At 58.4% G+C, this 26,040-nt stretch carries 21 protein-coding genes; 7 read left to right on the forward strand and 14 right to left on the reverse strand.

Annotated elements, in window-relative coordinates:
- Positions 1-9 precede the first annotated feature (9 nt).
- From feoB to greB, 4 genes are all read right to left on the reverse strand, one after another.
- The gene (gene feoB / locus EIEH_RS02685; RefSeq protein WP_015872818.1) at positions 10-2,325 is read right to left on the reverse strand and encodes a Fe(2+) transporter permease subunit FeoB; all 2,316 of its coding nucleotides are present in this window, start codon (positions 2,323-2,325) and stop codon (positions 10-12) included.
- A 98-nt stretch (positions 2,326-2,423) separates the two neighbouring features.
- Positions 2,424-2,711, reverse strand: a complete 288-nt coding sequence (gene feoA / locus EIEH_RS02690; RefSeq protein WP_015872817.1) for a ferrous iron transporter A — start codon at positions 2,709-2,711, stop codon at positions 2,424-2,426.
- Between the two features lie 602 nt (positions 2,712-3,313).
- On the reverse strand, positions 3,314-5,653 hold the full coding sequence (locus EIEH_RS02695; protein ID WP_015872815.1) for a Tex family protein: 2,340 nt from the start codon (positions 5,651-5,653) through the stop codon (positions 3,314-3,316).
- 86 nt (positions 5,654-5,739) lie between these two features.
- Positions 5,740-6,216, reverse strand: a complete 477-nt coding sequence (gene greB / locus EIEH_RS02700) for a transcription elongation factor GreB (protein ID WP_015872814.1) — start codon at positions 6,214-6,216, stop codon at positions 5,740-5,742.
- 338 nt (positions 6,217-6,554) lie between these two features.
- Here greB and ompR point away from each other — a divergent pair, with 338 nt between their 5' ends.
- Together ompR and envZ are read left to right on the forward strand one after the other, a co-directional pair.
- Positions 6,555-7,274 carry an osmolarity response regulator transcription factor OmpR gene (ompR, locus tag EIEH_RS02705; RefSeq protein WP_005290509.1) on the forward strand — a complete coding sequence of 240 codons (720 nt, stop codon included), beginning with the start codon at positions 6,555-6,557 and terminating at the stop codon, positions 7,272-7,274.
- Positions 7,271-8,656, forward strand: a complete 1,386-nt coding sequence (gene envZ / locus EIEH_RS02710) for a two-component system sensor histidine kinase EnvZ (RefSeq protein WP_015872813.1) — start codon at positions 7,271-7,273, stop codon at positions 8,654-8,656. Before ompR ends, envZ begins: the two co-directional genes overlap by 4 nt.
- 94 nt (positions 8,657-8,750) lie before the next feature.
- On the opposite strand, the gene pckA is transcribed toward envZ, so the two are convergent.
- The 9 genes from pckA to EIEH_RS02755 all read right to left on the reverse strand — a co-directional run bounded on the left by pckA (position 8,751) and on the right by EIEH_RS02755 (position 19,072).
- Positions 8,751-10,370, reverse strand: a complete 1,620-nt coding sequence (gene pckA, locus EIEH_RS02715; protein WP_015872812.1) for a phosphoenolpyruvate carboxykinase (ATP) — start codon at positions 10,368-10,370, stop codon at positions 8,751-8,753.
- Positions 10,371-10,647: 277 nt separating this feature from the next.
- Complete coding sequence (locus EIEH_RS02720) at positions 10,648-11,070, reverse strand: rhodanese-like domain-containing protein (protein WP_015872810.1); 423 nt, start codon at positions 11,068-11,070, stop codon at positions 10,648-10,650.
- A 57-nt stretch (positions 11,071-11,127) separates the two neighbouring features.
- Positions 11,128-13,131, reverse strand: coding sequence for a cytochrome c3 family protein (locus tag EIEH_RS02725; RefSeq protein ID WP_172468358.1), 2,004 nt, complete (start codon positions 13,129-13,131; stop codon positions 11,128-11,130).
- Between the two features lie 80 nt (positions 13,132-13,211).
- Positions 13,212-13,997, reverse strand: coding sequence for a thiosulfate reductase cytochrome B subunit (gene phsC, locus EIEH_RS02730; protein WP_015872808.1), 786 nt, complete (start codon positions 13,995-13,997; stop codon positions 13,212-13,214).
- Positions 13,998-14,006: 9 nt separating this feature from the next.
- The gene (locus EIEH_RS02735; RefSeq protein WP_015872807.1) at positions 14,007-14,642 is read right to left on the reverse strand and encodes a 4Fe-4S dicluster domain-containing protein; all 636 of its coding nucleotides are present in this window, start codon (positions 14,640-14,642) and stop codon (positions 14,007-14,009) included.
- A 223-nt stretch (positions 14,643-14,865) separates the two neighbouring features.
- A complete protein-coding gene (gene hslO, locus EIEH_RS02740) occupies positions 14,866-15,747 on the reverse strand; it encodes an Hsp33 family molecular chaperone HslO (protein WP_015872806.1) in 882 nt (293 codons plus the stop codon).
- 23 nt (positions 15,748-15,770) lie between these two features.
- Positions 15,771-16,181 carry a ribosome-associated heat shock protein Hsp15 gene (gene hslR, locus EIEH_RS02745; protein WP_015872805.1) on the reverse strand — a complete coding sequence of 137 codons (411 nt, stop codon included), beginning with the start codon at positions 16,179-16,181 and terminating at the stop codon, positions 15,771-15,773.
- Positions 16,178-16,879 (reverse strand): GMP/IMP nucleotidase, encoded by a 702-nt coding sequence (gene yrfG, locus EIEH_RS02750; protein WP_015872804.1) that lies wholly within the window; start codon positions 16,877-16,879, stop codon positions 16,178-16,180. The genes hslR and yrfG overlap by 4 nt, the downstream gene beginning before the upstream one ends.
- A gap of 81 nt (positions 16,880-16,960) precedes the next feature.
- Complete coding sequence (locus EIEH_RS02755) at positions 16,961-19,072, reverse strand: IgaA/UmoB family intracellular growth attenuator (protein ID WP_071525678.1); 2,112 nt, start codon at positions 19,070-19,072, stop codon at positions 16,961-16,963.
- Between the two features lie 449 nt (positions 19,073-19,521).
- On the opposite strand from EIEH_RS02755, the gene nudE reads away from it, so the two are divergent.
- Complete coding sequence (gene nudE / locus EIEH_RS02760) at positions 19,522-20,079, forward strand: ADP compounds hydrolase NudE (protein ID WP_015872801.1); 558 nt, start codon at positions 19,522-19,524, stop codon at positions 20,077-20,079.
- A gap of 1,141 nt (positions 20,080-21,220) precedes the next feature.
- Here nudE and mrcA read toward each other — a convergent pair.
- Entirely contained in the window at positions 21,221-23,785 is a 2,565-nt protein-coding gene (gene mrcA, locus EIEH_RS02765) for a peptidoglycan glycosyltransferase/peptidoglycan DD-transpeptidase MrcA (protein WP_015872799.1), read from the reverse strand.
- 117 nt (positions 23,786-23,902) lie between these two features.
- Between mrcA and EIEH_RS02770 the strand changes: the two genes are divergently transcribed.
- From EIEH_RS02770 to EIEH_RS17205, 4 genes are read left to right on the forward strand one after another with little or no spacing between them, the layout of a single operon-like run.
- Positions 23,903-24,733, forward strand: a complete 831-nt coding sequence (locus EIEH_RS02770; RefSeq protein ID WP_015872798.1) for a type IV pilus biogenesis protein PilM — start codon at positions 23,903-23,905, stop codon at positions 24,731-24,733.
- Entirely contained in the window at positions 24,721-25,251 is a 531-nt protein-coding gene (locus EIEH_RS02775) for a hypothetical protein (protein WP_226092368.1), read from the forward strand. Before EIEH_RS02770 ends, EIEH_RS02775 begins: the two co-directional genes overlap by 13 nt.
- Positions 25,244-25,717 (forward strand): hypothetical protein, encoded by a 474-nt coding sequence (locus EIEH_RS02780; protein ID WP_015872796.1) that lies wholly within the window; start codon positions 25,244-25,246, stop codon positions 25,715-25,717. The genes EIEH_RS02775 and EIEH_RS02780 overlap by 8 nt, the downstream gene beginning before the upstream one ends.
- Entirely contained in the window at positions 25,714-26,034 is a 321-nt protein-coding gene (locus EIEH_RS17205) for a hypothetical protein (protein ID WP_015872795.1), read from the forward strand. The genes EIEH_RS02780 and EIEH_RS17205 overlap by 4 nt, the downstream gene beginning before the upstream one ends.
- The last annotated feature ends 6 nt before the right edge of the window (positions 26,035-26,040 follow it).

The following is a 26,040-nucleotide window of genomic DNA, read 5'->3' on the forward strand; positions in this document are numbered from 1 at the left end:
TTAGAGTGATCAGTGGCAGCTGCCGCTATTGTTGCAGCAGCAGCTGGCGCTGGTGGCGTTGCTCAGGCGCACGGTAACCCGCTCGCGAGAGCGGCGCAGTACGATCAGTAGCGCCAGGTTAAACAGTATGACGACGCTGATGGCGATCAGGCTGTAGTCCGGATGGGCGCTGAAGTTGACCACCTGGTAGTACAGGGTCGCCAGCGAGTAGGCTACGTTTAGCCCCCAGCCGATGGAGAACAGCATCCAGCCACGGCTGCTTTCACGGGCGATGGCGCCCATGACTGATACGCAGGGGACGTACAGCAACACGAAGATCAGGTAGGCGTAGGCGGCGCTGACGCTGCCAAATTTGCTGCTCATTACTCCCATGGAGCTGTTGCCCATTTCACCGTCGCCCTTGCTGGCTTCAATGGGGTTGGAGAGGACACTGATACTGAAAGTATCCTTCAGCCCTTGCCACGTTTCATCCAGCGCCTCTTTCAGGCCGCCGGCCAGGCTATAGCCCTGCGGATCGAACGCTTCTTCATTGATATGCTCGGCGGTGTACAGCGTGTTCAGAGTGCCGACGACCACCTCTTTGGCCATGGCACCAGTCACCAGACCCACGGTAGCCTGCCAGTTATCTTCTTTGACGCCAATCGGTTGCAGCAGCGGCGTCAATATCTTACTGGTCGTAGCCAGTGCGGAGTCGTTGAGATCGCTGACCGGTTTACCGCTGAAGGAGAAGCTGTTCAGTGCGCCGATAAAGATACTGACGATGATGATCACGCGCCCGGCGCGGATCATAAAGCCCTTCAGACGCTGCCAGGTCTGCAGCAGCAGACTTTTTAGATGCGGCACGTGATAGACCGGCATCTCCATGACGAACGGTGAGGACTCGCCGCGCATCAGGGTGTGTTTCAGCATCAGCCCGGTCAGGATCGCCATCACGATACCCAGCAGGTACAGCGAGAATACGACGAGCGCGCCATCCTGACCAAAGAAAGCGGCGGAGAAGACGGCAAAGATAGCCAGCCGTGCGCCGCAGGACATAAAGGGCGCCATCAGAACGGTGATCAGACGCTCACGTGGCGCATCCAGGGTTCGCGCCCCCATCACGGAGGGAACGTTACAGCCGAATCCGACGATCAGCGGGACAAAGGATTTCCCGGGCAGCCCCAGCGCCTGCATCATCCGGTCAACGACGAACGCTGCGCGGGCCATGTAGCCAGAGTCCTCCAGAAAGGAGAGAAACAGGTACATCATGCCGATCTGCGGCACCAGCGGCAGTACGGTATTGATCCCGCCACCGACCCCCTGGGCCAGGAAAATGGTCAGCCAGTCGGGGAAGTTCAGGGTTGCCCCCAGCCACTGGATCCCCTGAATAAAGAGGGTGGCGGAGCCAATATCAAACAGCGGCTGCAGAGCGCCGCCGATATTGATGGCCAGCAGGAACATCAGGTACATCACCAGCAGGAAGATGGGGATCCCCAGCCAACGGTTGAGGATCACCCGGTCGAGCTTTTCCGTCAGGCGGTTGGGTTGCGCCTGCTGGCTGTTGCTGACGGCATCGCAGATGTCGGTGATACTTTGGTAGCGGGCATTGGCGATGATCAGTGCAGGATCTTCGTTCAGGGTACGCTGCAGGACATCACGCACCTCCGGCAACAGTGCCTGCGCGTTGCTGGCCCGCGAGGAGCTGTAGATATCGCCCTCCAGCAGTTGCAGGGCAATCCAGCGGCGCTGCTGCATGGTCAGGGAGTCGGGCATTACCTGCGACAGGCGATCGACCTGGCTCAGCAGTAATGGGGGGTAGTCAACCAGCGCCTCCACCGCACAGACCGGCGGCATGTCAATGGCTCGCTTCAGGGCGCAGATCCCTTCGCTGCGGGTCGAGACCATCGGGATCACCGGGCAGCCAAGGCGCTTGGAGAGGGCGTCGATGTCGATCTCAATCTGCTGGCTGCGGGCTATATCCAACATGTTGAGCGCGACAATACAGGGGATGCCCAGCTCCAGCAGTTGTAGGGTCAGATAAAGGTTACGCTCCAGGTTTGCGGCATCCACCACGTTGACGATCAGATCCGCGTCGCCGCTGAGGATGTAATGACAGGCGATCTGTTCATCCAGCGAGGTCTGTTCGGAGATGGTAGTCAGCGAATAGGTGCCGGGAAGATCGACCAGCTTAACCTGATGTTGGGGTGTTGCGAACTGCCCCTCTTTACGTTCGACGGTGACGCCGGCCCAGTTGCCTACGCGCTGACGCGCGCCGGTCAGCTGGTTGAACAGCGTGGTTTTCCCTGAGTTGGGGTTACCGATTAACCCGATGGTCAATTGTTTCATAATTTACTGTTTTTTGGCGAAGACAGACACTGGCACGGGTGTGAGTCACCCGCGCTCTCCCTTGAGCATATGCCGATGAAGGTAGCTATGCGGTACGTTCAGGCGCGCTGCTGCACGCCGATGGCGGTGACGGCTACGCTCTGCGACGCAGACTGTAGCTCTCCCATCGGTTCAATATTCAGCAGTGCGAGATCTTTCTTACGCAGTACCAGACTGACCCGGCGCGCCTTGACCTCAATAGGATCGCCCAGAGGTGCGATGCGCACCACCGTAAACGGTGAGCCGGGCAGGAATCCCAGCGAGAGCAGCTTTTGGCGATAGGCCGGACTGATATTCGGTGAAAAGCCCAATATTTTGTACTGATGACCCGGAAGAAGCCGATGCATATAAACCTTCTTACTTATTACGACAGTCATTGCGCTGAGCCTTCACTCGGGGCGCCGGTGGCATGGTGTTGGCTGGAGAGAGCGCCTTGGTGAACACGCAGTACAATGAAACCGATAATCGTTTTATCTGTATTTCAAGCCGAACCCGCACGGCTTACGTCGACGATGCGCCGTACGCGAAAGCGGTCATCGTCCTTACTATGGCTGTGTTTTAGCACTATTTTGAACAGTCCGCAAATGAGAATCATTCGTTAAAATGGTTAATGGAATGTACCTGCTTTTTATATGGGCTTTTGGTGCACCGATACTATCGAATAAAAAACGTAACCGTTATCGGTGACAGAGGACCACTATCCTTATAATTTATTCATTAATATCATATTGATATATATTATTTATTCATTGTGAGGGAAGGTTCGGAGTGTGGGATTGACATCAGCATAGAGGCGGGAGGCACGTGGTATTGGGCAACTAAATGTAACATTTTAGCTACATTTTCGTGGTGAAGACGAATATAGACATTATGAAATTGCGATGGAGTCTCATTTAGATTTGCATTATGTGATGAGCATCACGCCCCCATAGGGGGCGTGATGTCGCCGTCAGCGCTTGTGTTTGCCCAGCGCTGCCGCCAGGGCATCCCCCATGGCGCTGTTGCCGCTGTTTCCCGGGCGCTCGGCGCGGCCGTGGCCCGCGCGCGCCGGACGTTGCCCTGGCCGTGTGCGTTCACCGCTGCGATCGGCCGACGGGCGACGGCCCCCGCCTTCGCCGGGCTGCTCATCCAGACGCATGGTCAGGGCAATGCGTCGGCGGGCCTGATCGACTTCGAGGACTTTCACCTTAACGATGTCGCCGGCTTTAACCACCTTGTGCGGATCTTCAACAAACTTATGGGCGAGAGAGGAGATATGCACCAGACCGTCCTGATGTACGCCGATATCGACAAAGGCGCCAAAGTTGGTAACGTTAGTGACCGTTCCCTCCAGGATCATGCCGACGCTGAGGTCGGCCAGGGTCTCTACCCCTTCGGCAAACGTGGCGGTTTTAAATTCCGGACGCGGGTCGCGCCCCGGTTTTTCCAGCTCACGCAGAATATCGCTGACGGTCGGTACCCCGAAACGCTCATCGGTGAAGGCTTTCGGGCTCAGGCCGCGCAGTGCATCGGGGTTCCCCATCAGCATCGCCAGGCTCTGCTCGGTTTTCGCCAGGATCCGCTCAACCACCGGGTAGGCCTCCGGGTGCACCGTAGAGGCATCCAGCGGGTTATCTCCGTGGGTGATGCGCAGGAAGCCTGCGCACTGCTCGAAGGCTTTGGGCCCCAGCCGGCTGACCTTAAGCAGCTGTTCGCGATTGGTAAAACGGCCGTTGGCGTCGCGCCAGCTGACGATGTTCTGGGCCATCAGGCGGCTCAAGCCCGCCACCCGGGTCAGCAGCGCGACCGAGGCGGTGTTCAGGTCGACACCCACGGCGTTGACGCAGTCCTCCACCACGGCATCCAGCTTGCGGGCAAGCAAGCTTTGGCTGACGTCGTGCTGGTACTGGCCCACGCCGATGGATTTGGGATCGATCTTCACCAGCTCCGCCAGCGGATCCTGCAGGCGACGGGCGATAGAGACGGCGCCGCGCAGGGAAACATCCAGGCCGGGAAACTCCTGCGCCGCCAGCTCGGAAGCGGAGTAGACCGAGGCGCCTGCTTCGCTGACGATCACCTTCTGCGCCGTCACCTGCGGGAACTGACGCTGTACGTCGGCATAGAAGCGATCCGTCTCGCGCGACGCCGTGCCGTTACCGATAGCGACCAGTTCGACGCCGTGCTTTTGGCACAGGGTGGCCACGCTGACGGCCGCCTTGGCCGCCTGACCGGTATGCGGATAAATGGTATCGGTGGCAACCAGTTTACCGGTGGCGTCGACGACGGCCACCTTGACCCCGGTACGCAGGCCGGGATCCAGTCCCATGGTCGCGCGTAGCCCGGCCGGCGCCGCCATCAGCAGATCGTGCAGATTACGGGCGAACACGTTGATGGCCTCATCCTCTGCCCGTTCGCGCAGGGTGCCCATCAGCTCGGTTTCCAGGTGCAGCAGCACCTTGATGCGCCAGGTCCAGCTGACTACGGCTTTGCGCCAGGCATCCGCCGGCGCCTGCGTCAATCGTAGCCCGAGATGGTCGCAGACAATCTGTTCACCATAGCTCTCTTTCGGCGGCTCGTCGCACTGCGGGTCGGGGTTGAGGGAGAGCTGTAAAATGCCTTCGTTGCGTCCACGGAACATCGCCAGCGCCCGGTGGGAGGGCACGGCGGCGAGGGGTTCATGGTGGTCGAAGTAGTCGCGGAACTTGGCGCCTTCGTCCTCTTTGCCTTCATTGACCCGCGAGACCAGATGGGCATTTTTCCACAGGTAGTCGCGCACTTTGCCCAGCAGCGCGGCGTCTTCGGCAAAGCGCTCCATCAGGATATAGCGGGCGCCGTCCAGCGCCGCCTTGGCGTCGGCCACCCCTTTTTCGGCATCGACATACTGTAGCGCCAGGGTCTGCGGATCGTGCTGCGGCTGCTGCCACAGCGTATCGGCCAGCGGCGCCAGCCCGGCCTCGATGGCGATTTGTCCCCGGGTACGCCGTTTCGGCTTATAGGGGAGATAGAGATCTTCCAGTTCGGTTTTGCTTTGAGTGGTACGGATGGCGCTTTCCAGCGGCGCATCCAGCTTACCCTGTTCTGCGATCGACTTAAGGATGGTGGTGCGACGCTCCTCCAGCTCCCGCAGGTAAATCAGGCGGCTCTCCAGCTGACGCAGCTGTGTATCGTCCAGTCCGCCGGTGACCTCTTTGCGGTAGCGTGCGATAAACGGCACGGTATTGCCTTCGTCCAGCAGGCGGATGGCGGCGTCAACCTGCTCAGTACGCGCCTGCAGTTCTGTTGCGATAATACGGCTTAATGCGTCATTCATAGCGTTAGATAGTCTTGATGGATAAAAGCCAAGTCCCCGTTATACGGAGTCAGTCAGGAAAATGCCAGCCCGCGCAGGCGGGCGGACTATGACGTGACGTAGTTGATGGCATTGACATACCACTCCGCGTCACCCTGCGGCGTTGCCACGGTCGCGGCATCGCCCACCTCTTTTTTCAGCAGCGCGCGGGCCATCGGCGAGTCAATGGAGATATAGTCGTTACGGCCAAAGATTTCATCATAGCCGACGATGCGAAAGCGCTTGATATCGCCCCGCTCGTTTTCCACCTCGACCCAGGCGCCGAAGAAGACTTTACCGTTCTGCTGCGGGGCGTAATCGACAATTTTAAGTATACTCATGCACTTACGAAGATAACGTACGCGTCTGTCAATTTCGCGCAGGCGCTTCTTGTTGTACTGATAATCTGCGTTTTCGCTGCGATCGCCCAGGCTCGCCGCCCAGGTCACTTTTTTGGTGACTTCCGGACGCTCCTCGCGCCACAGATAATCCAGCTCCTGTTTGAGCTTTTCGTAACCTTCTCGGGTAATCAGCGGGGTTTTCATCTGTTATAACCTGAAGTGGATGCCACATCGTCCAGTGCCGCGCCGTACGGCCACACCATCGCGTAGGTGCAGTGCGCGGCGGCACATCACAGCCTATCCCATTTTGCCCGCGTGGGCGAATAAATGGCGTGATGGTGCATTCAAGTTCGCGTAAGCATAAGATAAATAACCTTTGTAACAATTTAGGCTAGAATATAAACCATTATCTGCTGTCTGAATAAAGAGACTTTTCTGACAATAGATCACTTCGGGTGCGCGCGATATCGGCGGCCCATAACCTGATTGCCATATACCGCTATACAGATAAGCACCGGGCTTTCTGCCTTTGGGAGTAAACCATGCAAGAAAATTACAAAATTCTCGTTGTTGATGATGATATGCGCCTACGGGCTCTGCTGGAGCGTTATCTGACTGAACAGGGATTCCAGGTGCGCAGCGTCGCTAACGCGGAGCAGATGGATCGTCTGCTGACGCGTGAATCTTTCCACCTGATGGTGCTGGACCTGATGCTGCCGGGTGAAGATGGCCTGTCTATCTGCCGCCGCTTGCGCAGCCAGAGCAACCCGATGCCGATCATTATGGTGACCGCCAAAGGGGAGGAGGTAGATCGCATCGTGGGCCTGGAAATTGGCGCAGATGACTATATTCCCAAGCCGTTTAACCCGCGTGAGCTGCTGGCCCGCATCCGTGCGGTGCTGCGCCGTCAGGCCAACGAGCTGCCCGGTGCGCCGTCCCAAGAGGACGCCGTGATTAACTTTGGCAAGTTCAAGCTCAACCTGGGTACGCGTGAAATGTTCCGTGACGATGAGCCGATGCCGTTGACCAGCGGCGAGTTTGCCGTGCTCAAGGCGCTGGTGAGCCATCCACGAGAGCCGCTGTCGCGCGACAAGCTGATGAATCTGGCGCGCGGGCGTGAGTACAGCGCCATGGAGCGCTCCATCGACGTGCAGATTTCCCGTCTGCGTCGGATGGTAGAAGAGGACCCGGCGCATCCGCGCTACATTCAGACCGTATGGGGTCTGGGGTATGTCTTTGTCCCGGACGGCAGTAAAGCATGAGACGACTGCGTTTCTCGCCGCGCAGCTCTTTTGCCCGTACCCTGTTGCTGATCGTCACGCTACTGTTCGTCAGCCTGGTGACGACCTACCTGGTCGTGTTGAACTTTGCCATTCTGCCCAGTTTGCAACAGTTCAATAAGGTGCTGGCCTATGAGGTGCGGATGCTGATGACGGATAAGCTGCAGCTGGAGGATGGTACCCAGCTGGAGGTTCCGCCGGCGTTTCGCCGCGAGATTTACCGCGAGCTTGGTATTTCGCTGTACACCAATTCAGCGGCGGAAGAGAATGGGCTGCGCTGGGCGCAACATTATCAGTTTCTTAGCCAGCAGATGGCTCAGCAGCTGGGCGGTCCGACGGACGTGCGGGTTGAAATCAGCAAGAATACACCGGTGGTCTGGCTCAAGACCTGGCTATCACCTGATATCTGGGTGCGGGTGCCGCTGACGGAGATCCATCAGGGCGATTTTTCACCGTTGTTCCGCTACACGCTGGCGATTATGCTGCTGGCGATTGGCGGAGCCTGGCTGTTTATTCGGATACAAAATCGACCATTGGTTGAGCTGGAGCATGCCGCCCTGCAGGTTGGCAAGGGGAAGATCCCGCCGCCGCTGCGTGAGTATGGCGCCTCGGAGGTGCGCTCGGTGACCCGGGCGTTTAATCAGATGGCGGCGGGGGTTAAGCAGCTGGCCGACGATCGGACCCTGCTGATGGCCGGGGTCAGCCACGATCTGCGTACCCCGCTAACGCGTATTCGTCTGGCGACAGAGATGATGAGTCCGCAGGATGCCTATCTGGCGGAGTCGATCAATAAGGATACGGAAGAGTGTAACGCCATTATTGAGCAGTTTATCGACTATCTGCGCACCGGTCAGGAGATGCAGACTGAGGCGTGCGATCTGAACGGTATCCTGACCGAGGTCGTGGCGGCGGAGAGCGGCTATGAGCGTGAGATCGATACCGATTTGGCCAACGGCGAGCTGTTGATCGATGCGCATCCGCTGTCGATTAAGCGGGCTGTCGTTAATATGGTGGTGAACGCGACCCGCTACGGTAATGGCTGGATCAAGGTCAGCAGCGGCATGGAGGGTGCGCGTGCCTGGTTCCAGGTGGAGGATGATGGCCCGGGGATCGACGATGCGCAGCTGGCCCATCTGTTCCAGCCCTTTGTCCGCGGTGAAAGCGCGAGAACCACCAGTGGAACCGGTCTGGGGCTGGCGATCATTCAGCGTATTATCGATGCCCACCACGGCTCGCTGGATATTGGCCGCAGTGAGCGCGGTGGACTGAAGATCCGTGCCTATTTACGACGGGTTAATGTCATCGTCTCCAATACACCCGATACCGCACCGCGCAGCGGTGGGCGTCGCAAAGAGCGCGTCTGAAGCTCCGCCAGGCCAGAGAGCCGATGGTCAGTAAAAAGGATGCCCTTGGGCATCCTTTTTTACGTCAGGTGGCGTATATCCGCGTGGGCGTGAGTTAGCGCCGGGGACCGGCGTGAACCAGTGCAGCACCTGCCGGCGTATCGGTGTATTTATCAAAGTTGGTGATGAAACGCTGCGCCAGATCCTGGGCTTTCTCTTGCCACTGCTCGCGATTGGCGTAGGTATCGCGCGGATCGAGGATAGCCGGATTGACACCGGGCAGCTCGATCGGCACCGCCAGATTAAAGATCGGCAGGGTAAAGGTTTCCACCCGATCGATATCCCCGTTGAGGATAGCATCGATAATGGCACGGGTATCCTTGATGGAGATCCGCTTACCGCTGCCGTTCCAGCCAGTGTTTACCAGGTAGGCCTGAGCTCCGGCCGCCTGCATCCGCCGGACCAGCACCTCGGCGTATTGGGTGGGGTGCAGCGTCAGGAATGCGGCGCCGAAGCAGGCGGAGAAGGTTGGCGTCGGTTCGGTTACGCCACGCTCGGTACCGGCCAGTTTGGCAGTAAAACCGGACAGGAAGTGGTACTGGGTCTGATCCGCGGTCAGACGGGAGACCGGCGGCAGGACGCCGAAGGCGTCGGCGGTAAGGAAAATGACCTTCTTGGCCGCCCCGGCTTTGGATACCGGCTTCACGATGTTTTTGATGTGGTAGATGGGGTAGGAGACGCGGGTGTTTTCGGTCTTGCTGCCGTCGTCAAAGTCGACGCTGCCATCCGCCCGCACCGTGACGTTTTCCAGCAGCGCATCGCGGGTGATGGCGCCGTAGATGTCGGGTTCGGCGTCGGCGGAGAGTTTAATGGTCTTCGCGTAGCAGCCGCCCTCAAAGTTAAACACGCCGTCATCGTCCCAGCCGTGCTCATCATCGCCGATCAGGCGGCGCTTGGGATCGGTTGAGAGCGTGGTTTTCCCGGTGCCGGAGAGGCCAAAGAAGATCGCCACGTCGCCCTGTTCGCCCACGTTGGCGGAGCAGTGCATGGAGGCGATGCCCTTTAACGGCAGCAGGTAGTTCATGATGGAGAACATCCCCTTCTTCATCTCGCCGCCGTACCAGGTTCCCCCGATCAGCTGAATGCGTTCGGTCAGGTTAAAGGCGACAAAGTTTTCGGAGTTCAGCCCCTGCGCCTGCCACTGCGGATTGGTGCATTTGGCACCGTTCATCACGATGAAATCGGGTTCAAAACCGGCCAGTTCATCCGCCTCTGGACGGATGAACATATTTTTGACGAAGTGGGCCTGCCAGGCCACCTCGGTAATAAAGCGGACCTTCAGGCGGCTGTCCGGGTTGGCGCCGCAGTAGGCATCGACGACGAACAGGCGCTTGTTGGAGAGCTGGCGGGTCACCAGCCCCTTCAGATGCTGCCAGACTTCCGGCGACAGCGGGCGGTTGTCATTCTTGCCTTTGCCCTGATCGGACCACCAGACGGTATCGCGGGTGGTGTCGTCGCGCACCAGGTACTTATCCTTGGGGGAACGGCCGGTAAAAATACCGGTATCCACGGCAACGGCGCCCAGAGAGGTAACGGTACCGCGTTCATAGCCCTGTAGGCCAGGGGCGGTTTCTTCCTTGAACAAGAGGTCATAATCTGGATTGTGGACGATTTCAGTAACGTCAGAAATGCCGTAGGAGGCGAGATCAGCTGCGGTTAAACCTTTGGCATGCATTGAGCTACTCCTTATAGGTTATTTTTATCTGCGTCTACTGTATGTGGTTACGTGTTTGTTAACCGAGATAGTCATCAAAAAAACAAAAATTCAGCGGAATCCATTTTGTGGCAGATCCTTCCATTTTGATAATCCCCGACGGGATCAATTATTGATCGATATCCTGGTGTGACCCGTCGTCCTGATGCTGAGTCAAAAGCGCGTCATTGGCCATTACCTGGATAGATGGCTGATGTCCAGGTCCCGGGGTACTTCGGATACGTACCCCGAGGCGGCGCTATGCGGCATCCGCTTTTTCGATGGTGCGGCCGGAGGTGATCCAGCCGAAGATACCGTCCACCATATGAAAGACCTGCCGATAGCCGAGGGCCATCGCCGTACCGGCGGCATCATAGCTGGCCATGCACAGCCGGTTGGCACAATAAAAGATCAGCGTGGCCTGACGATCGGTCGGTAGCAGTGCTGGCCAGTTGTCCTGATTAATGTAGATCGCACCGGGGATATGCCCCTGTTGCCAGATCTCCGGCGTATTGGCGTCAAGGAAATAGACGTTGGGTTTGCCCAGCAGTGCCTCGGCCGCCCGCATACTGATAACGGACGGCTCATGGGCCTCTGGCGCTGGCATATCGGCGGCGCAGACGGTACCGGAGATGATAGTCAGTGCCATCAGTATCGCGGTCAGTGACGGGGAGCGCATCATAATGATCTCCTTGGTGGTAAGCGTCGCCGGACAGCGCTGGGCATCCGGCGACCGACGTTATTTGGGCGCCTTGCCCCCATTGAGGATCGTTTCCGCCTGTTCGATATACAGCAGAGCCTCCTCCATGCGGACCTTGGCATAGTTGGGCGCATGTAGCCCCCAAGAGCCATCCTTTTCAATCAGATCAGCCTGCTGACGCGCCTGGCCGCTGAGCAACCGGATTTGCACCTGATCGTTCAGGGCCAGATCGGGCGTCTTCGCCAGACGTTTTTCGATGCGTGTCAGCCCGCTACGAATACGTACGTAGCCGTCCCTGACCGGTGTTTGCCACTCCATCACCTTGGCATAGATGCTCTCCTGATCCTTAAACTGCAGTCGTTCAGAGAGCACCGTTTGTACCGGACTGTGGCATCCGCCGCCTTCGACCACGTCGCCATCGCTGAATGCTGTCCGTCCGCAGGACCACATCAGATCCAGGTAAGGTTTGCCATCCTGCTTGGCGATGGTCCAGCCTTTGACATCAGCAGTGCGGGGCTTTCCCTCCGGGGGATTGAGGGTTTTTGCCGTTTCGTCTACCCGGATTTTCCAGATATGGGCGCGCCGTACGTTGTCGAATCCGGCCATATCGGGGAACTGGATCGTGGCAAAGTTTTCACAGCTCCCCATATTGGGCATATGACAGGCGGTACAGCTGCTTTGCCCGTGGGTATCGCCCTGAGCAAAAAATTGGGCTTGCTCGGTGTGGCAATCCTGGCACTGCTTTTTCAGCGTGGTCTTGGTAAAGCCCTCCTTCCAGTCATTGGCGGTGACGGCATGGGGGTCGTGGCAGGTACTGCAGCGCATGCCTTTCTCGTAGTGGACGGTGTTGTACATCTGCGAACCCTCGGTGCCGCAGGAGGGGCAGGATGATTTGAAATAGCTGTTAAATGGTTTTAGCGGGTTGGCCTCGGCATCGGCCTCATTGTATGCGAAGCGCTGATGGCAGCGCTCGCAGTTTGAGGGGATACCGGCCCCGCGGGCGCCGTACAGATGGGCGCCCGCGCCATGGCACTCTTCGCAGCTAATTCCCTTGGCGATGGTATGTTTGCGCAACTCATCCGGTTTGCCCAGCGCGGCGATAAACTCCTCGCTGCTGTTGAAGTCAAACTTCATGGAGTGGCACACCTCACAGTAGGCGCTGGCAGGCTGAAACAGCATTCGGGTACGGTTGGACGCGCCGTAAGAGGTCATACCCCAGACGCTGGACCCCTGGGAGCCGAAGTCCTCCAGCTTGGTGGGGAATCCCGGGACGAAGCTGGCGATCTTTTTCGCCATGTCCGGCGTGATGAACTGGGCCCACCCGCGGGAGAACTGATTACCGCCGGCAACCATGGAGCCGGTGCCGTCCCTGAGCAGCCCACCCTCGATATGATAGGTTCCGCGGACCATCCAGCCATCGATAAAACCATATTTGGTCCGCGGCGTTCCAATCACCGCGTAAATGGCGTCTGCCGTAATGCCCTCGGGTAAGACGGAAGCCTTGCTACCGTACAGTCCACGGTTCAGATCGCCGTCGGGAATTTCAACCATTTCGCTGGGGAATCGGACGGTTTTGGCGTGGCGTGAACGTTCCCAGGCTTGGTACTGGGCCGGGTGGCACTCGCCACACTTCTCCGGGCCGACATATTTATTGGGGAAGTCGAGAATAGACTCAAAGCCGAGCCGGTAGGTGATCGCGGTTGGGCGGCCCTGCTTGGCGGCATATTTGTTGCCGCCACCGAAGTCGACAAACTCCTCCTGGCGATCGCTGATGCTGTATTGCCCAACCAGGCGACCGGCGGACTCGTACTTGAACATCGGGTGATGTTCACGCAGATAGGCGAAAAAATCCTTTTCTTGCCCTACGTACTCCAGCAGAGTACGAGGCTTTTCTGGAATACCGTCGTTGCGGTTGAGGTCGACACGCGCCGTCGATGCCGTCTCGGTCTGCGGTAACGGTTGGGCGACCAGCTCTGATGCCGCCATTAATGACGTACAGCACATTCCTATAATGAGACAGATTAAGCGGGTGGGTATTTTCATCGTCAGCTCCTTGACTTAATAAAGCGCGGTGCGATGGAGTATTATATTCAGCGGTGTGGTGTTTTTTTATTTTCCGCCATTTATTTATTTTCTGTTGCATGGTGGCGGTGATAGCCATCCACCATGGCCATAAAAATTTCTCTGGGCGTGTCACCCAGCGTGCAGAGATAAATATGTACGCTAATAAACATTAAAATAAAGAATGAGAGTAAAAGGTGTCCCTGTAATACCCAGTAGGCGGTTCCTTCGGGCAGGAATAGGGGATGGGCGAGGCCGAGACCGCTGAGCAATAGCGCAGGCACCACGAGATACATTATCGTGCAATAGCCTAGCTGCTGTAGCGGGTTAAACTTTTGCGTTGGGCTGGCGTGGAAGGGATGCGGCTCCGCGTGAAAAATACCGATCAGGTAAAAATGGGCCTGACGCTGACAGCGCGTCGCGATCCCCCGCCAGCGGATATGGTAGTGAACGCCATTGGTGCCCAGCGCGTTGAGCAGGATAAAACCACACCACAGTCCCAGTAGCAGATAACCTGCGTAGGGATGCCAGCGCACCAGCCAGCGGGTGGCCGCCAGGGGGAGTGGGACCGCATGGAGCAGCAGTCCGCTGAACAGTAAAAACAGGAACAGCAGTGCATTGAGCAGGTGCCACAGTCGCAGGGTGCGTGGGTAAAGATAGAGATGCTCAGCACCGCTACGTACCGCAGGTAGGGGGCGAAGACGGCGGTGCAGTAGGGCATGCAGTATCAGCAGTGCACACAGCCCAAGCCAGGCCAGCGCCAGTGTTATCAGCCATTCTGGCCACGCATCGGGTGAATCAACGACGGTGCGTTGCATGAGGTAGGATTGCAGCTGTTCGGCGGTCATGGGCGGCTCCTAGTCATCTGCGGTGAGGCGGTAGACGCGGCTGTGGCGTGTGCCAGCCAGGTGATGCTGATAGTGGGGCGCCAGCGCCAGCTTCAGATCGAATGCCGCAGAGCCAATCTCACCGAAGCTGAGCGCATGGTAGGGACAGATACGCACGCAGATAGGGATATAGCCATGGCGCAGGCGCGTTGCGCTGCAGAAGTCACACTTATCGGCGACGCGGCGCTGCGGGTGCAGATAGCGTACCTGGTAGGGGCAGGCGCGGATACAGTAGCCGCAGCCTGTGCAGCGACGGGTATCGATTTGTATCAGGCCATGTGCATCGCGATAGGTGGCCTGACTGGGGCAGACCTCCAGACAGGGCGCCGGATCGCAGTGCTGACAGCCATGACGGAAGTGGGGCGGTGTTGCCGCGTGCGGATCGTTGGCAGGCAGTGGGATGATGGCCAGCCGGGCGTAGCCGGGGGCAACCCGGTTGAGCTGGTTGCAGGCGTTGATACACTCATTGCAGCCGACACACTTTGACTGATCGTGGATCAGGGCAAACTGCTGCCGTTTACGCGTGGAGCTGGATAACAGTATGCCGGGTGCCAGCAAGATAAATCCGGCGCCGACAATAATGCTGCGGCGTGAATAATGCTTCATAGATTATCCCATTAAATATATTCGTTTTTTATTTTTATGTTTTCTATTTTGGCAGGCGGATTAAATTCTAGAAGGAGGTTGAATAGAGAACAGAGAGAGAGATCAAAAAATGGAGCCTCATTAAAAAGAGGTAGGGAATAATCTGTCTTTAATATTCCCCGAGTTAATTAAAATAAAATAATAAATAAAAACGGGGGATGATTCCCCCGAGGAAAGACGATTATTAGTGTAGCTGACCCGCTTCGTCCGGCTGTGCTCCGGCACGTAATGCGTCGATATCGACCCGATCGAACAGGTAGTGGCTACCGCAGTAGTCGCAATGGATATCGATGCTGCCACGCTCAGCCAACAGCTCTTCCAGCTGCTGGGGTGGCAGGCTCATCAGCGCGCTGGCGCTGCGCCCGCGGGAGCAACCGCAGAGGAAGGCGATCGGCTGTGGCTCAAACAGGGTCACCTGCTCCTGATTGTACAGGCGGTACAGCACCTCGTTGGCGGGCAGCGTAAACAGCTCCTGCGGGGTAACAGTGGTCGTAAGGTGCGACAGGTGAGTCAGATCGTCAACGTTATTGGGCTGCGTCGGCAGGATCTGCAGCAGCATACCGGCCGCCGCCGGTTGACCGTCCTGCTCCCCGGTGAACATAAACAGGCGGGTCGGCAGCTGCTCGGACTGCATGAAGTAGGCCTCCAGACAGTTGGACAGTGTATCGCCTTCCAGCGCCACGACGCCCTGATAACGCTCTCCTTCTTTCGGTGTAATGGTGATCACCATGATACCGTTGCCCAGCATGTGTTTCAGGCTGCTGCCATCGGCGATATCGCCCTGCAGGCGGGCGACGCCGCGCATCTCCTGACGATGGTTGCCATTGATCACCGCCAGCTTCAGCGGACCGTCACCCTGCAGCTGTACTGTGATATCGCCGTCGAACTTCAGGGTAGCGGTCAGCAGAGTGGTGGCGACCAACAGTTCACCCAGCAGCGCGCGCACCGCGGCCGGGTAGTCGTGGTTTTCCAGTATGCGGGCATAGGTGGCGCTGGCGTTGACCAGCTCGCCGCGTACGGCCAGATTGTCAAACAGGTAGCGATGTAATTGGTCGTGATGGGGCATAGTTCTCTCTCTTCAGGCGCCGGTCATTCCGACTGGTCGTATTTAAATTTAAGCAGATTGCGGCGCTCTTTTTTATCGGGACGCCGATCCGGGTGTGGCATGCTCAGCGCATTCATCTTGCGGGCCTGGGCAATCGCCTCGCGCTTGGCAATGCTCTGCGCGGTCTCCTGATATAGCTGGCGTGCCTGCTCAGCGCCGCCGCGCTGGGTGCTGAGGGCAGTCACAATGACCGTACGATCATCGTTGCCCTGACGCAGGCGGATCTCGGCGCCGATTTCTACGCTGCGGCTCGGCTTGCCGCGCACCCCGTTGTAGTGTACTTTTCCGCCGTCGATCATATCGCGGGCAACGGCGCGGGTTTTATAAAAACGGGCCGCCCACAGCCATTTATCCAGACGTATGCTCTCCTGTTCTTGCCTGGCGCTGGCTTTCATTGTGGCCTCCTGCCGGTATTGGACCCACCGGTGGTGATGGCCGGCAGCAGGGCTCGGTAGTCACTCATCGCCGGATGGCGGGAAAAGCGTTTTTCTGGTCTGCCGGAGTCGGGATTGCTGACGCCCAGGCAGTAACGGATACCGAACTGGTGCGCGGCATCGAGGATTGGTTCGGCATCGTCAATAAACAGCGTTCTGGCCGGATCCAGCCCACACTGATGCTGTACCGCTTGCCACAGGCGTTGATCCTCTTTGGGATAGCCAAATATGTGGGTGGAGTAGAGTAAATCAAGGTGGCTATCCAGCCCGGTCTGTGCCATCTTCATCGCCAGCCCGTGCGGGTGGGCGTTGGTCAGCAGAATGGTACGGCGCCCGCTGGTGCGCAGGGCATCCAGAAAGGGTAACGTATCCTGACGCACCTGCACCCGGGCCCCTTGCTCCAAGGTCATGCGGTGAATGTCCAGCCCCAGGCGCTCGCGCCAGTAGTCGAAACAGTACCAGTTTAGCGTATGGGCTACCGCCTGGTACTCCCGCTGGATCAGCGCCTGAGCATCGGCGCTGGAAATACCGCGCGTCTCGCTTAAGGTCTGTGGCACCAGCGTTAGCCAAAAGTAGTTGTCAAAGGCCAGATCGATCAGCGTGCCGTCCATATCCAGCAGGACGGTGTCGATATCATTCCAGTCGAGGATGGGAACCATGGGCGTACTCCGGAAAATGCATGCAGGGCGTGATCGCGTCGCCCAGTATATTTTCCTGACGTCGCCTTGTCATGCCGCACGTTAAGGGCGCGGTGGAAGATCGAACGGTATGATCTTATGGTTGATGCACTGCTCATAGTAATGCTGGATCGCCGGGATTCGCGCCAGCGCGCCGCGCAGGCGTCGCACAAACAGCGTGGCGTTGACTGCCAGGGTGACGCAGAGTGCCAGCAGCAGCGGCGTCATTAACAGATAGCGCCACAGGGTTAGCCCAGCCGGCTGGCTGTGCAGCATGATATGACGCGTACCGTTGGCATCCGTGCTGATCTCCGTGATCACACCGTGGGCCCGGAAAGGGGTATTCAGCAGCAGGCGCGACAGATTTTCCAGCTCGCGCCACTGATCGACCGGACTGTAGTCATACAGTGAAACGCTGGGCTGCGGGTGAGCGACCCATTGATGACCCTCATCGCTGCTGATTAAAACCCCCCCCGGCGGCGTAACGGCCAGCTGCTGCGCCGCCTTATGGGTTTCGCGATAATAAAATGAGGATACCGCGCTGTTGACGATATTGGTCAGCTGGCGGGCGCTGGCCGGTCGCATGAGAACATTGACTCCTTCCAGTCCTCCGCCGTGCGCTTTTTTCAGCAGCGCGGGCCAGGATTTACTGTTGCCCAGGTTCACCAGCGAATTCTTGAGCCGGGTACATTCGTTTTTCTGAGCGCACAGGGCCTCGGTCTTGAGGACGATCCCGACAAAGTCATCCAGCAGGATCATCCCCGATTTCTGAATGGCACTGGCCAGCGCCGGACTCACCTTGCTATCGCTGTCGCCGACGGTTAGCTGGAGGGTGACGGTAGACTGCAGTGCGGCGGCGTTATCGATGGTATCCGAGCTCGGCTCCGCCATCGGCGAGGCGGTGCCCCAGTAAATGGCGCTGCAGTCGAAGGGCATGAAGGGGTAGCGTTCGCCCTCTTTATAGAAGGTGGGCACGTGGCACATTCCGTTGCCGCGCAGATCCAGGATATCCCCGACCTGTAGCGGCATCTCCGTCAGCTGCTTCACGCTGGTAGCTGAGAGGGTTTGGGCTCCGTGTAGCCAGGCGGTGCTGATCTTCAGGGGGATAGTCAGTGACTGAGTGGTCAGCAGAAGGAGTAGCGCGATCAGCGCAGCCGCGCCCAGCAGCGCATTGCGCCCCCACGGCTGCAGCGGAAACTGGGTAGCCTCGTCGCTGAGAGAGAGGAAGCGACCCTGGCGCACCACCTGACGGTTTTGGTAAATCTCGATATCGGTCGGATGGCCGATATCCGGGTGAATATAGGGCTGCCAGTGGGGCGGATACAGGAGATCCAGCGTGCCGACGGAGATGTTGCTCAGCTGTTCACCGCAGGATTCGCCAAACAGTCCCCAGCGCTTGGGGGTCCCGCGCAGCAGATGGATCTCTTTGCATTGCCCGGCGCTGGGTTTCCGGTATAGGCACCAGAGCCCCCAGCCCAGAAACGGCGTGGCCAACGCCAGCAACCATGGCATCAGGGTCGGGGGAACGATCAGGGCCACGCCGAGTAGAATCAGGGCCAGCGCCGTCGGGATGGCGCGGCGGGCACCGCTGCGCTGGTGCAGCTGATATTCGGCCAGGGTTTCTCTGCGTACGCCGCACAGATCGACCTGATCGCCCTCGCTTCGGCGGATCGAGGCGGCCCCGCCCAGCGTCGGCGTCGGTAGCTGCTGGCTGTGCAGGCTCTCGGCCAGCGTATGGCCATTAATGGTGATGACCAGCGGCAGCGTTGCGGTTTTGATCAGCTCCAGGCTGTTTTCATCGGCGATGTACTTTTCCCAGCACGCGGGCAGATGGATTTCTTGGTTATCCAGGAAGTAGCGGTGTTGGCTGGGCGTATCGCCTGCCAGGGCATAGCGGGTGATCGCGTGAGTCACGGAGTACACCCGATCCCCTTGCGGCATCAGACGTTGGTGTCGCAGTGTCAGCATCGGGTCGGCGCTCTCTGATGCAGTATCCAGTCCACGTAGATAGGCCGCAATCGCCTGGCGCTCTTCCGGATTCAGTTTACGCTGTTTGGTTTTGACAAAGGGAAAGGATGCAGACAACCGCGACGCTCTCTTCATTGTGTACCAATAGATATACCCGATAATAACCGCTGTGGGGATAAGATATAGGAGTGCGATGGATACATTCACGTCGACTCTCCCACGGTGATCATCGCGCTGCTGTTTTGCCCTTTCTCTGCCCGGCGGCGTGGATATAGCCGCAAAAAACGCAGCGTACTGCCGTAAGGTGATAGAGGAAGTGCAGTCACAGTGATTATTATGAATGTAATTATATGCTATGGAATGAGTTTGCTTTTCTGGGGCGCTCGTTTTCCCATGACTCAGCCTAACATACCCACTTAGCGATCATATCGGTATTGTCCGATTTTTCCTACCATAGGGGTGGGATTATCGGAACAAGTCTCCTTCCTGACCGTGTTGTGGTTCGACAGCGTTGGTAAAATAACGGCAACATATGTTGCGAAAATATGAGCATCTGCGCACAATGCCGTAAGGTGTCTTTGCGAGCACAAACGGTTTATCATGCCGGGCCGCCGTCGGCCGGTGCGAACGCATATCTTTAGGATGTCGGGTTGAGTATGGATAGTTCCACTAAGAAGCCCAGGATCTTGGGCGTTGAAACCGTGGCGCACTCACGCTTATTTAACGTCGAGTCCGTTGATTTGGAGTTTAGCAACGGGGTGCGCCGGGTGTATGAGCGTATGCGTCCGTCAGGCCTCGAGGCGGTGATGATCGTTCCTATACTGGGGGACGATCTGCTACTGATCCGGGAATATGCGGTCGGCATTGAGGAGTATGAACTGGGTTTTCCCAAGGGGCTTATCGATCCCGGTGAGCGGGTGTTCCAGGCGGCCAACCGTGAGCTGATGGAAGAAGCCGGCTTTGGGGCGCAGCGTTTTACCCTGCTGCATAAGCTCACGATGGCCCCCTCCTATTTCTCCAGTCAGATGAACGTGGTGGTAGCAGAAAATCTGTTCGCTCAGCGCCTGCAGGGCGATGAGCCTGAGATGATGCCGGTGATCCGCTGGCCGCTGGACCAGATGATGGCACTGCTGCAGGAGCCCGATTTTCACGAGGCCCGCAACGTGAGCGCGCTGTTTTTGCTGCGGGAGTTTCTACTGCGCCGCACCGCCTAGGACGATGTGAGTGAATGTGGATAAAAGGGAGCCTGGTAGCCTGCCCCCAGAAACATGGGCAGTACACTGTGATGTGTTTCTGTAGTTCATGCTATGTCAGTATACATCTTGCCAAGGGGCATCCCCGACAGTATTCCCAGTGACTGGTGGAGCGCAGTTTCACCCAATGTGAGAGGCGATAACCCCGATCTCGATTTTACACTGCTTGCTTATCCATTTTTCAGGGGAATACTTTGTAAGCCACATTCATAATGCTATAGATCAGACATAGTATAAAGATCAGCATATCTCCCTGGCTCAGACCATAACGTTCACTTTTCTCATCACGAACACTCTGTGCTATCCGCACCCGGCAACTGTAAATGCTCACTCTCTTCTACGGCGCACTCCCCATCAGGTTGGTAAAAGGCCGCCACGGTGGGCGGGCGTTTTTCCGGTGTTTCCGTCTGTGCCCGAGAGGTATTTCCTGCTTGTCCTGCCGTCTGCTTTTTTGTGAACCGTATGAAAATATCCGATGCAGTCATGGCTGGGGTTATACGCCAGCCGCCTAAAGACCAGATAGCGGGGCTTAACGGATGAGGTGATATTCCGGCCTATGCGGCCGCCATTTGATCAGGGAATGCGTTCTGAATACTGGCGCTATGCTGTTCATGGGAGGAGATAACTTTATTCATCATCAGGATAGTCCTGTCCTCACAACGGGCTGACCCACCGCCGCTGAGTTCTGATGAAGGATAGCTACGCCAGACCGCGGCAATAATACAGTGAGAGGCTACGGGTGATACGGGACAGGACACCTGTTGCGGATAAACCGTGGGGAGATCACTGAATATGGGATTACGGCTGAGATGCTTATCGGTAACCCTCATCTTGTGTTTAACGTGCACCGATACTGGTGTGGGGCGAAGCGGTGCGGCTCAGAGTAACGGTCATATTAAGCTGCGTTTTCTACGGTGCTGGTGGGGGGAGGTCAGTGGCTGGCTGAAAAATTTATGGAAAACCTGAGAAGCAGGCATAAAGGAGTGGCTTACTTTTTGGTTGAATACTCAGTAGACAACAACAACTCTCTATGCCTGTCTTTATTTATGGAGAGCCGTCAGGTCTGACGGCTCTTTCCCATTAGTGAAAATGAGGGGGGCTATCAGAATAGCTCCTGACTCTGCCCCTCATTGTTGATGATCACGGTGCCGGCATCCGGCGTAGCATAGTCCGTCGGCTGGGTCCCCTCAATGAAGTACTCGCTACGGCTGTTACCGCTGCCGGTGGCCAGCTTGCCGGTCGCCCTGTCGATAACGACGCTGACAATGTCCGGTGGCGGCGGCAGCGGCTGCTCGGGGATTCCGGTCAGCGCCGACTTCATAAAGTCGTCCCATGCCGGCTGGGCGCTCTTGGCTCCGCCCTCACCGCCGGAAATCTGATCCTTCAGGGCCCCAGATACGGTGGTGCGTCCCAGATCGCGACGATGATCGTCAAAGCCTATCCAGACGCTGGTAGCAATACCCGGACCGTAACCGGAGAACCAGGCGTCTTTGGAGCTGTTGGTCGTGCCGGTTTTCCCGCCGATATCGTGGCGCTTCAGATCGCGCATCGCGCGCCACCCGGTTCCCATCCAGCCCGGTTCTCCCCAGATGTTGCTGCTCAGCGCATCGTGCATCAGGAAGGCCAGCGGCGTGCTGATAACGTGCGGCGCATAGCGCTGATCGCTATCCTGACTGACCTGACTTGGCGTGACCTGCTCCAGCTCCGGCATCGGCACGTTGCCGTTCACGCTCGGGGTCGTTGAGACAGCGACGTTTTCTACACTGTCGTCGCTCAATACCGCTGACTTCGGCGTCGGGCCGTAGATAACCGGTAGATTACAGCTGTCGCATACGACCTTCGGATGAGCTTCATAGATCGTCTGATCGCTGCCGTCGACGACCTTGGTGATGAAGTAGGGGTCGACCAGATAGCCGCCGTTGGCAAAGACGGCGTAGCCGCGTACCAGCTGTAGTGGGGTAAAGTTGGCTGAGCCCAGCGCCAGGGATTCGGTCTTCACGATGTTCTGTGCGGGGAAGCCGAAGCGCAGCAGATAGTCTGCGGCGTAATCGACACCCATGGCGCGCATGGCACGTACCATTACCACGTTTTTCGACTCACCGAGACCCTGACGCAGGCGAATGGGACCGGCATAGGTTGGCGGTGAGTTTTTGGGCCGCCAATCGGTACCTGCACCGGCATCCCAACGGGAGATGGGCAGATCGTTTAGGATGGTCGCCAGCGTCAGCCCCTTATCCATGGCGGCGGTGTACAGGAACGGTTTGATATTGGATCCGACCTGGCGCACCGATTGAGTGACCCGGTTAAATTTACTCTGATTAAAGTCAAAACCACCGACCAGTGCCTTGATGGCACCATCCTGCGGGCTGATGGAGACCAGGGCGGAGTTGACGTCCGGCACCTGTGCCAACCACCAGTGCTTATCGCCATCCTGACGCACCCAAATCTGTTGTCCCGGCTGCAGGACATCGCTGACTTTACGCGGTGTGGCACCCTGCACGCGATCGCTGCGGTAAGGGCGGGCCCAGCGCACGGTCGTCAGCGGCAGCGCAACGCTGTTGCCGTTGGCTAACATGGCCGTAGCGCTGTCGGCATCGGCCGACATCACAACAGCTGGCAGTAGCGGGCCGTAGGAGGGTAGACCGTTAAGCGTATCGGTGATCCGCTGCTGGCTCCAGGCAGACTGCCCGACTTTCCACAGTACGTTGGAGGGGCCGCGGTAGCCATGGCGCATATCGTAATTGATCACGTTATTACGCAGTGCCGTTTGGGCGGCAACCTGTAAGTGTTTGGTGATCGTGGTGTAGACCTTAAAGCCGTCGGTATAGGCATTTTCACCGTATTTCTCCACCATCTGCTGGCGCACCATTTCGGCCAGATAGGGGGCGGAGAAGTCGATCTCAGGCCCGTGGTAGCGGGAGACCAGCGGTTCGCTGCGTGCCTGATCATACTGTGCCTGGGTGATGTAGTGTTCATCCAGCATCCGGCTAAGCACGACGTTGCGGCGGGCGACAGCACGATCGTGGGAGTAGAGTGGATTAAAGGTGGACGGTGCTTTGGGCAGGCCCGCGATCATGGCCATTTCACTCAGCGTGAGCTGATCGACGGATTTGCCAAAGTAGACCTGCGCTGCAGCGCCGACGCCGTAGGCGCGATAGCCCAGATAAATTTTATTGAGGTAAAGATCGAGAATTTCGTCTTTATTCAATAGCTGCTCGATGCGAATGGCGAGAAAGGCCTCCTTGATTTTACGCATCAGCGTTCGCTCTGGGCTGAGGAAAAAGTTCCTGGCCAACTGCTGAGTGATGGTACTGGCGCCCTGCGAGGCATGCCCGGTAAACAGGGCGACGGAGGCGGCACGGAAGATGCCGATAGGATCAACGCCGTGGTGTTCGAAGAAACGGCTGTCTTCGGTAGCGATAAACGCCTTGACCATCAGCGGGGGGATCTGCGTGAGCGGCAGCGGAATACGGCGCTTTTCACCATATTGGGCGATGAGATAGCCGTCGGCGCTGTACACCTGCATCGGTGTCTGTAGCCGCACGTCTTTCAGCGTTGCAACGTCCGGGAGCTGCGGCTCAACGTATTTGTACAGGCCAAATACCGCAGCGACTCCCAGCAGAATGCAACAGACCGCGAGGATGATTAAATACTTTACGAACTTCACCTGGAATTTCCCATTACATGTCAGTTGGGCAGTTTATAAACAAACGGGCAGTAGTATAAAGGCTAGCAGACACAGAGGATACGTTCTTTTAGTAAGTTGATGATAAGGAGGCGCGGCATGGGGGGCGGTCATTGGCGCTTGGGGATCGATATTCAGCCCGCTCAGCTGGTCGCCGTGGCGCTCTCGGCGCGCCGCGATGGCATCCAGCTGCGCGGTTGGTGGCGACTGCCGCTGACGGCTGACCCGGATCGGGATGGCCTCTCTCCCTCGCTGCCCGCGACGCTGACTACGCTGCGCGCCCGTTTGCCGCGTCGGCTGTCAGTGCGGGCGGCTTTTCCCGCCGAGCGGGCGATCCGCGATATGCTGCCGGGCAGCACGCTTCCCCTGACCCCCTGGCAGCGGCATCGCCTGCTGTTGGCGCAGGGAGAGCGTCAGCTGATGTTGCCCGCACACCAGTTGGCCTGTGATTTCGCCCCCGCGCCCGAGGGGGGCGGGCGCTGGCAGGTGTGTGCCGTGCACCGCGCGCAGCGCGATCGGTGGTGCGCGCTGTTCGACAGCGCAGGCTTACCGCTGCAGCGCTTAACGCTGGCACCCTGTGCATTGCGGCGTTTGGCTCGTCTGGCCGGGGAGAGCCCAGCAGCGCCGTTGATCTACGGCGATGGGTATCGCTTTTGCTGGATAGCGCCCTGGGGATCACCACTACAGTATGGCTTTGTTTCCCTCAGCGACGGCCCAGAGGCGGCCTGTGCCCAGGCCGTGGCCGCGCTGCCGCCCGGTGTGGCCGACGGCGTCGCGCCGCTGCACTGCGGTAGCGATAGTGGCCACCGGGGGTGGTCCGGCCTGCGCGCCGTACGTCATCTCGTCTCCCCGCTGCCCGCCGATCCCGCGGCGTTTTGCCTCGCGCTGGGGCTGGCCGTGATGCCGGAGTCACCGCTGTGGATGACATAGATCTGCTTTCTTGGCGTGAGGCCCGGCGCCGGGCGCGTCTTCGTATGCTATGGCTGACGCTGGTGCTGGGAATACCTGCGTTCACTGCGCTGGGGATGAGTGCCGAGTGTCTGCTGCGTCAGCGTCGGGCGCCGTTGGTCAGGTTGGTCGCAGAGCAGACCCGCCAGCGGGAGACAGCTCAGCGCCAGCTTCAACAGAGGCTGGATGCACTGTCCGCCTCTCTGCAGCGTGAGTCGGCATCCGGGCCTTCTGGGGCCGCGCTGCCGGGCGCGACGGTGGCGGGGCTGGCACAGCAGCTGCGTCAGGTGCAGGCCACGATCCCTGATGCGGTGTGGCTGACGCGCCTGCTCCATCAACCGCCGTATTGGCTCTTGGAGGGGCAGGGTGAATCCCGGCAGGAGGTGGCCGATTTTGCCCTGCATATGGCGGCGTGGCGGTGGTTGGGGCTGCGTCGTGCTGACGATGGTCGCTGGCAGTTTACGCTGCGCCTCTGTGCGATGGAGGGGTGCCATGAGTGAACTGCTGCTGTCGTTGCAGGGTAGACTGTATACCTTATCACCACGTGCGCTGCATCAATGGCTGTGGGGCGGTGTTTTTTTGCTTCTGATGTCGCTGCTGGCCGGACTGTGGCTCAGGCACACGCTGGAGCAGCAGCGGCTGCGCATCCAACTGACGGAGGGTACTGCGCAGGCAGCGATGCTGCAGGTTCAGCGCTGGGCGACTGAACTGCGGCTCTGGCAGGCGGATGTCGTCGCGATCGCACAGGCAGCACGTCAGGCGCGATGTGCTCCGGTACATAACGTCGCACTTTCTTGGCAGATCCAGAGCGACGGGCGGCGTCATATCTCTGCTGACATGACATTCAGCGCGCTGCTGCAGACGCTGGATACCCTGTCCGACTGCGGTCAGCGTGTGAGTACGCTGACGATCACGCCGCTCGCGCAGGGGGTGCATATAACCTGGGTGGAGCAGGAGGACGAATGAGGGCGTGTGGCATCAGATGGGGGGCGCTGCTGCTGGCGTGTGGCTGCGACGCTGCACGGGATCCTTTCCAGCCTCCCGAGCGCGCCACGGCAACGTCCGCGGCGGTCAGCGCCGTCGGGATCGTCGGTCGGACGCCCTGTTTTTCTCTGTGGCTGCGCGATGAGATTGGCCGTTGGCGGCCAGCGGCGCTGCCCGCCTCACCGAGTCCTGCCTTGTCCCGTTCATTGACGCTACGTTTTACGCCGCTGACGCTATATCCCTTTCGCTGTCCGCGCCTTATCCCTTTGGCGGCGCGTCGGGAGGGCGAGGGGACATGAGATGTC

This window comes from Edwardsiella ictaluri ATCC 33202 (genome assembly GCF_000264785.1).
In the GTDB taxonomy this organism is placed as follows: domain Bacteria; phylum Pseudomonadota; class Gammaproteobacteria; order Enterobacterales; family Enterobacteriaceae; genus Edwardsiella; species Edwardsiella ictaluri.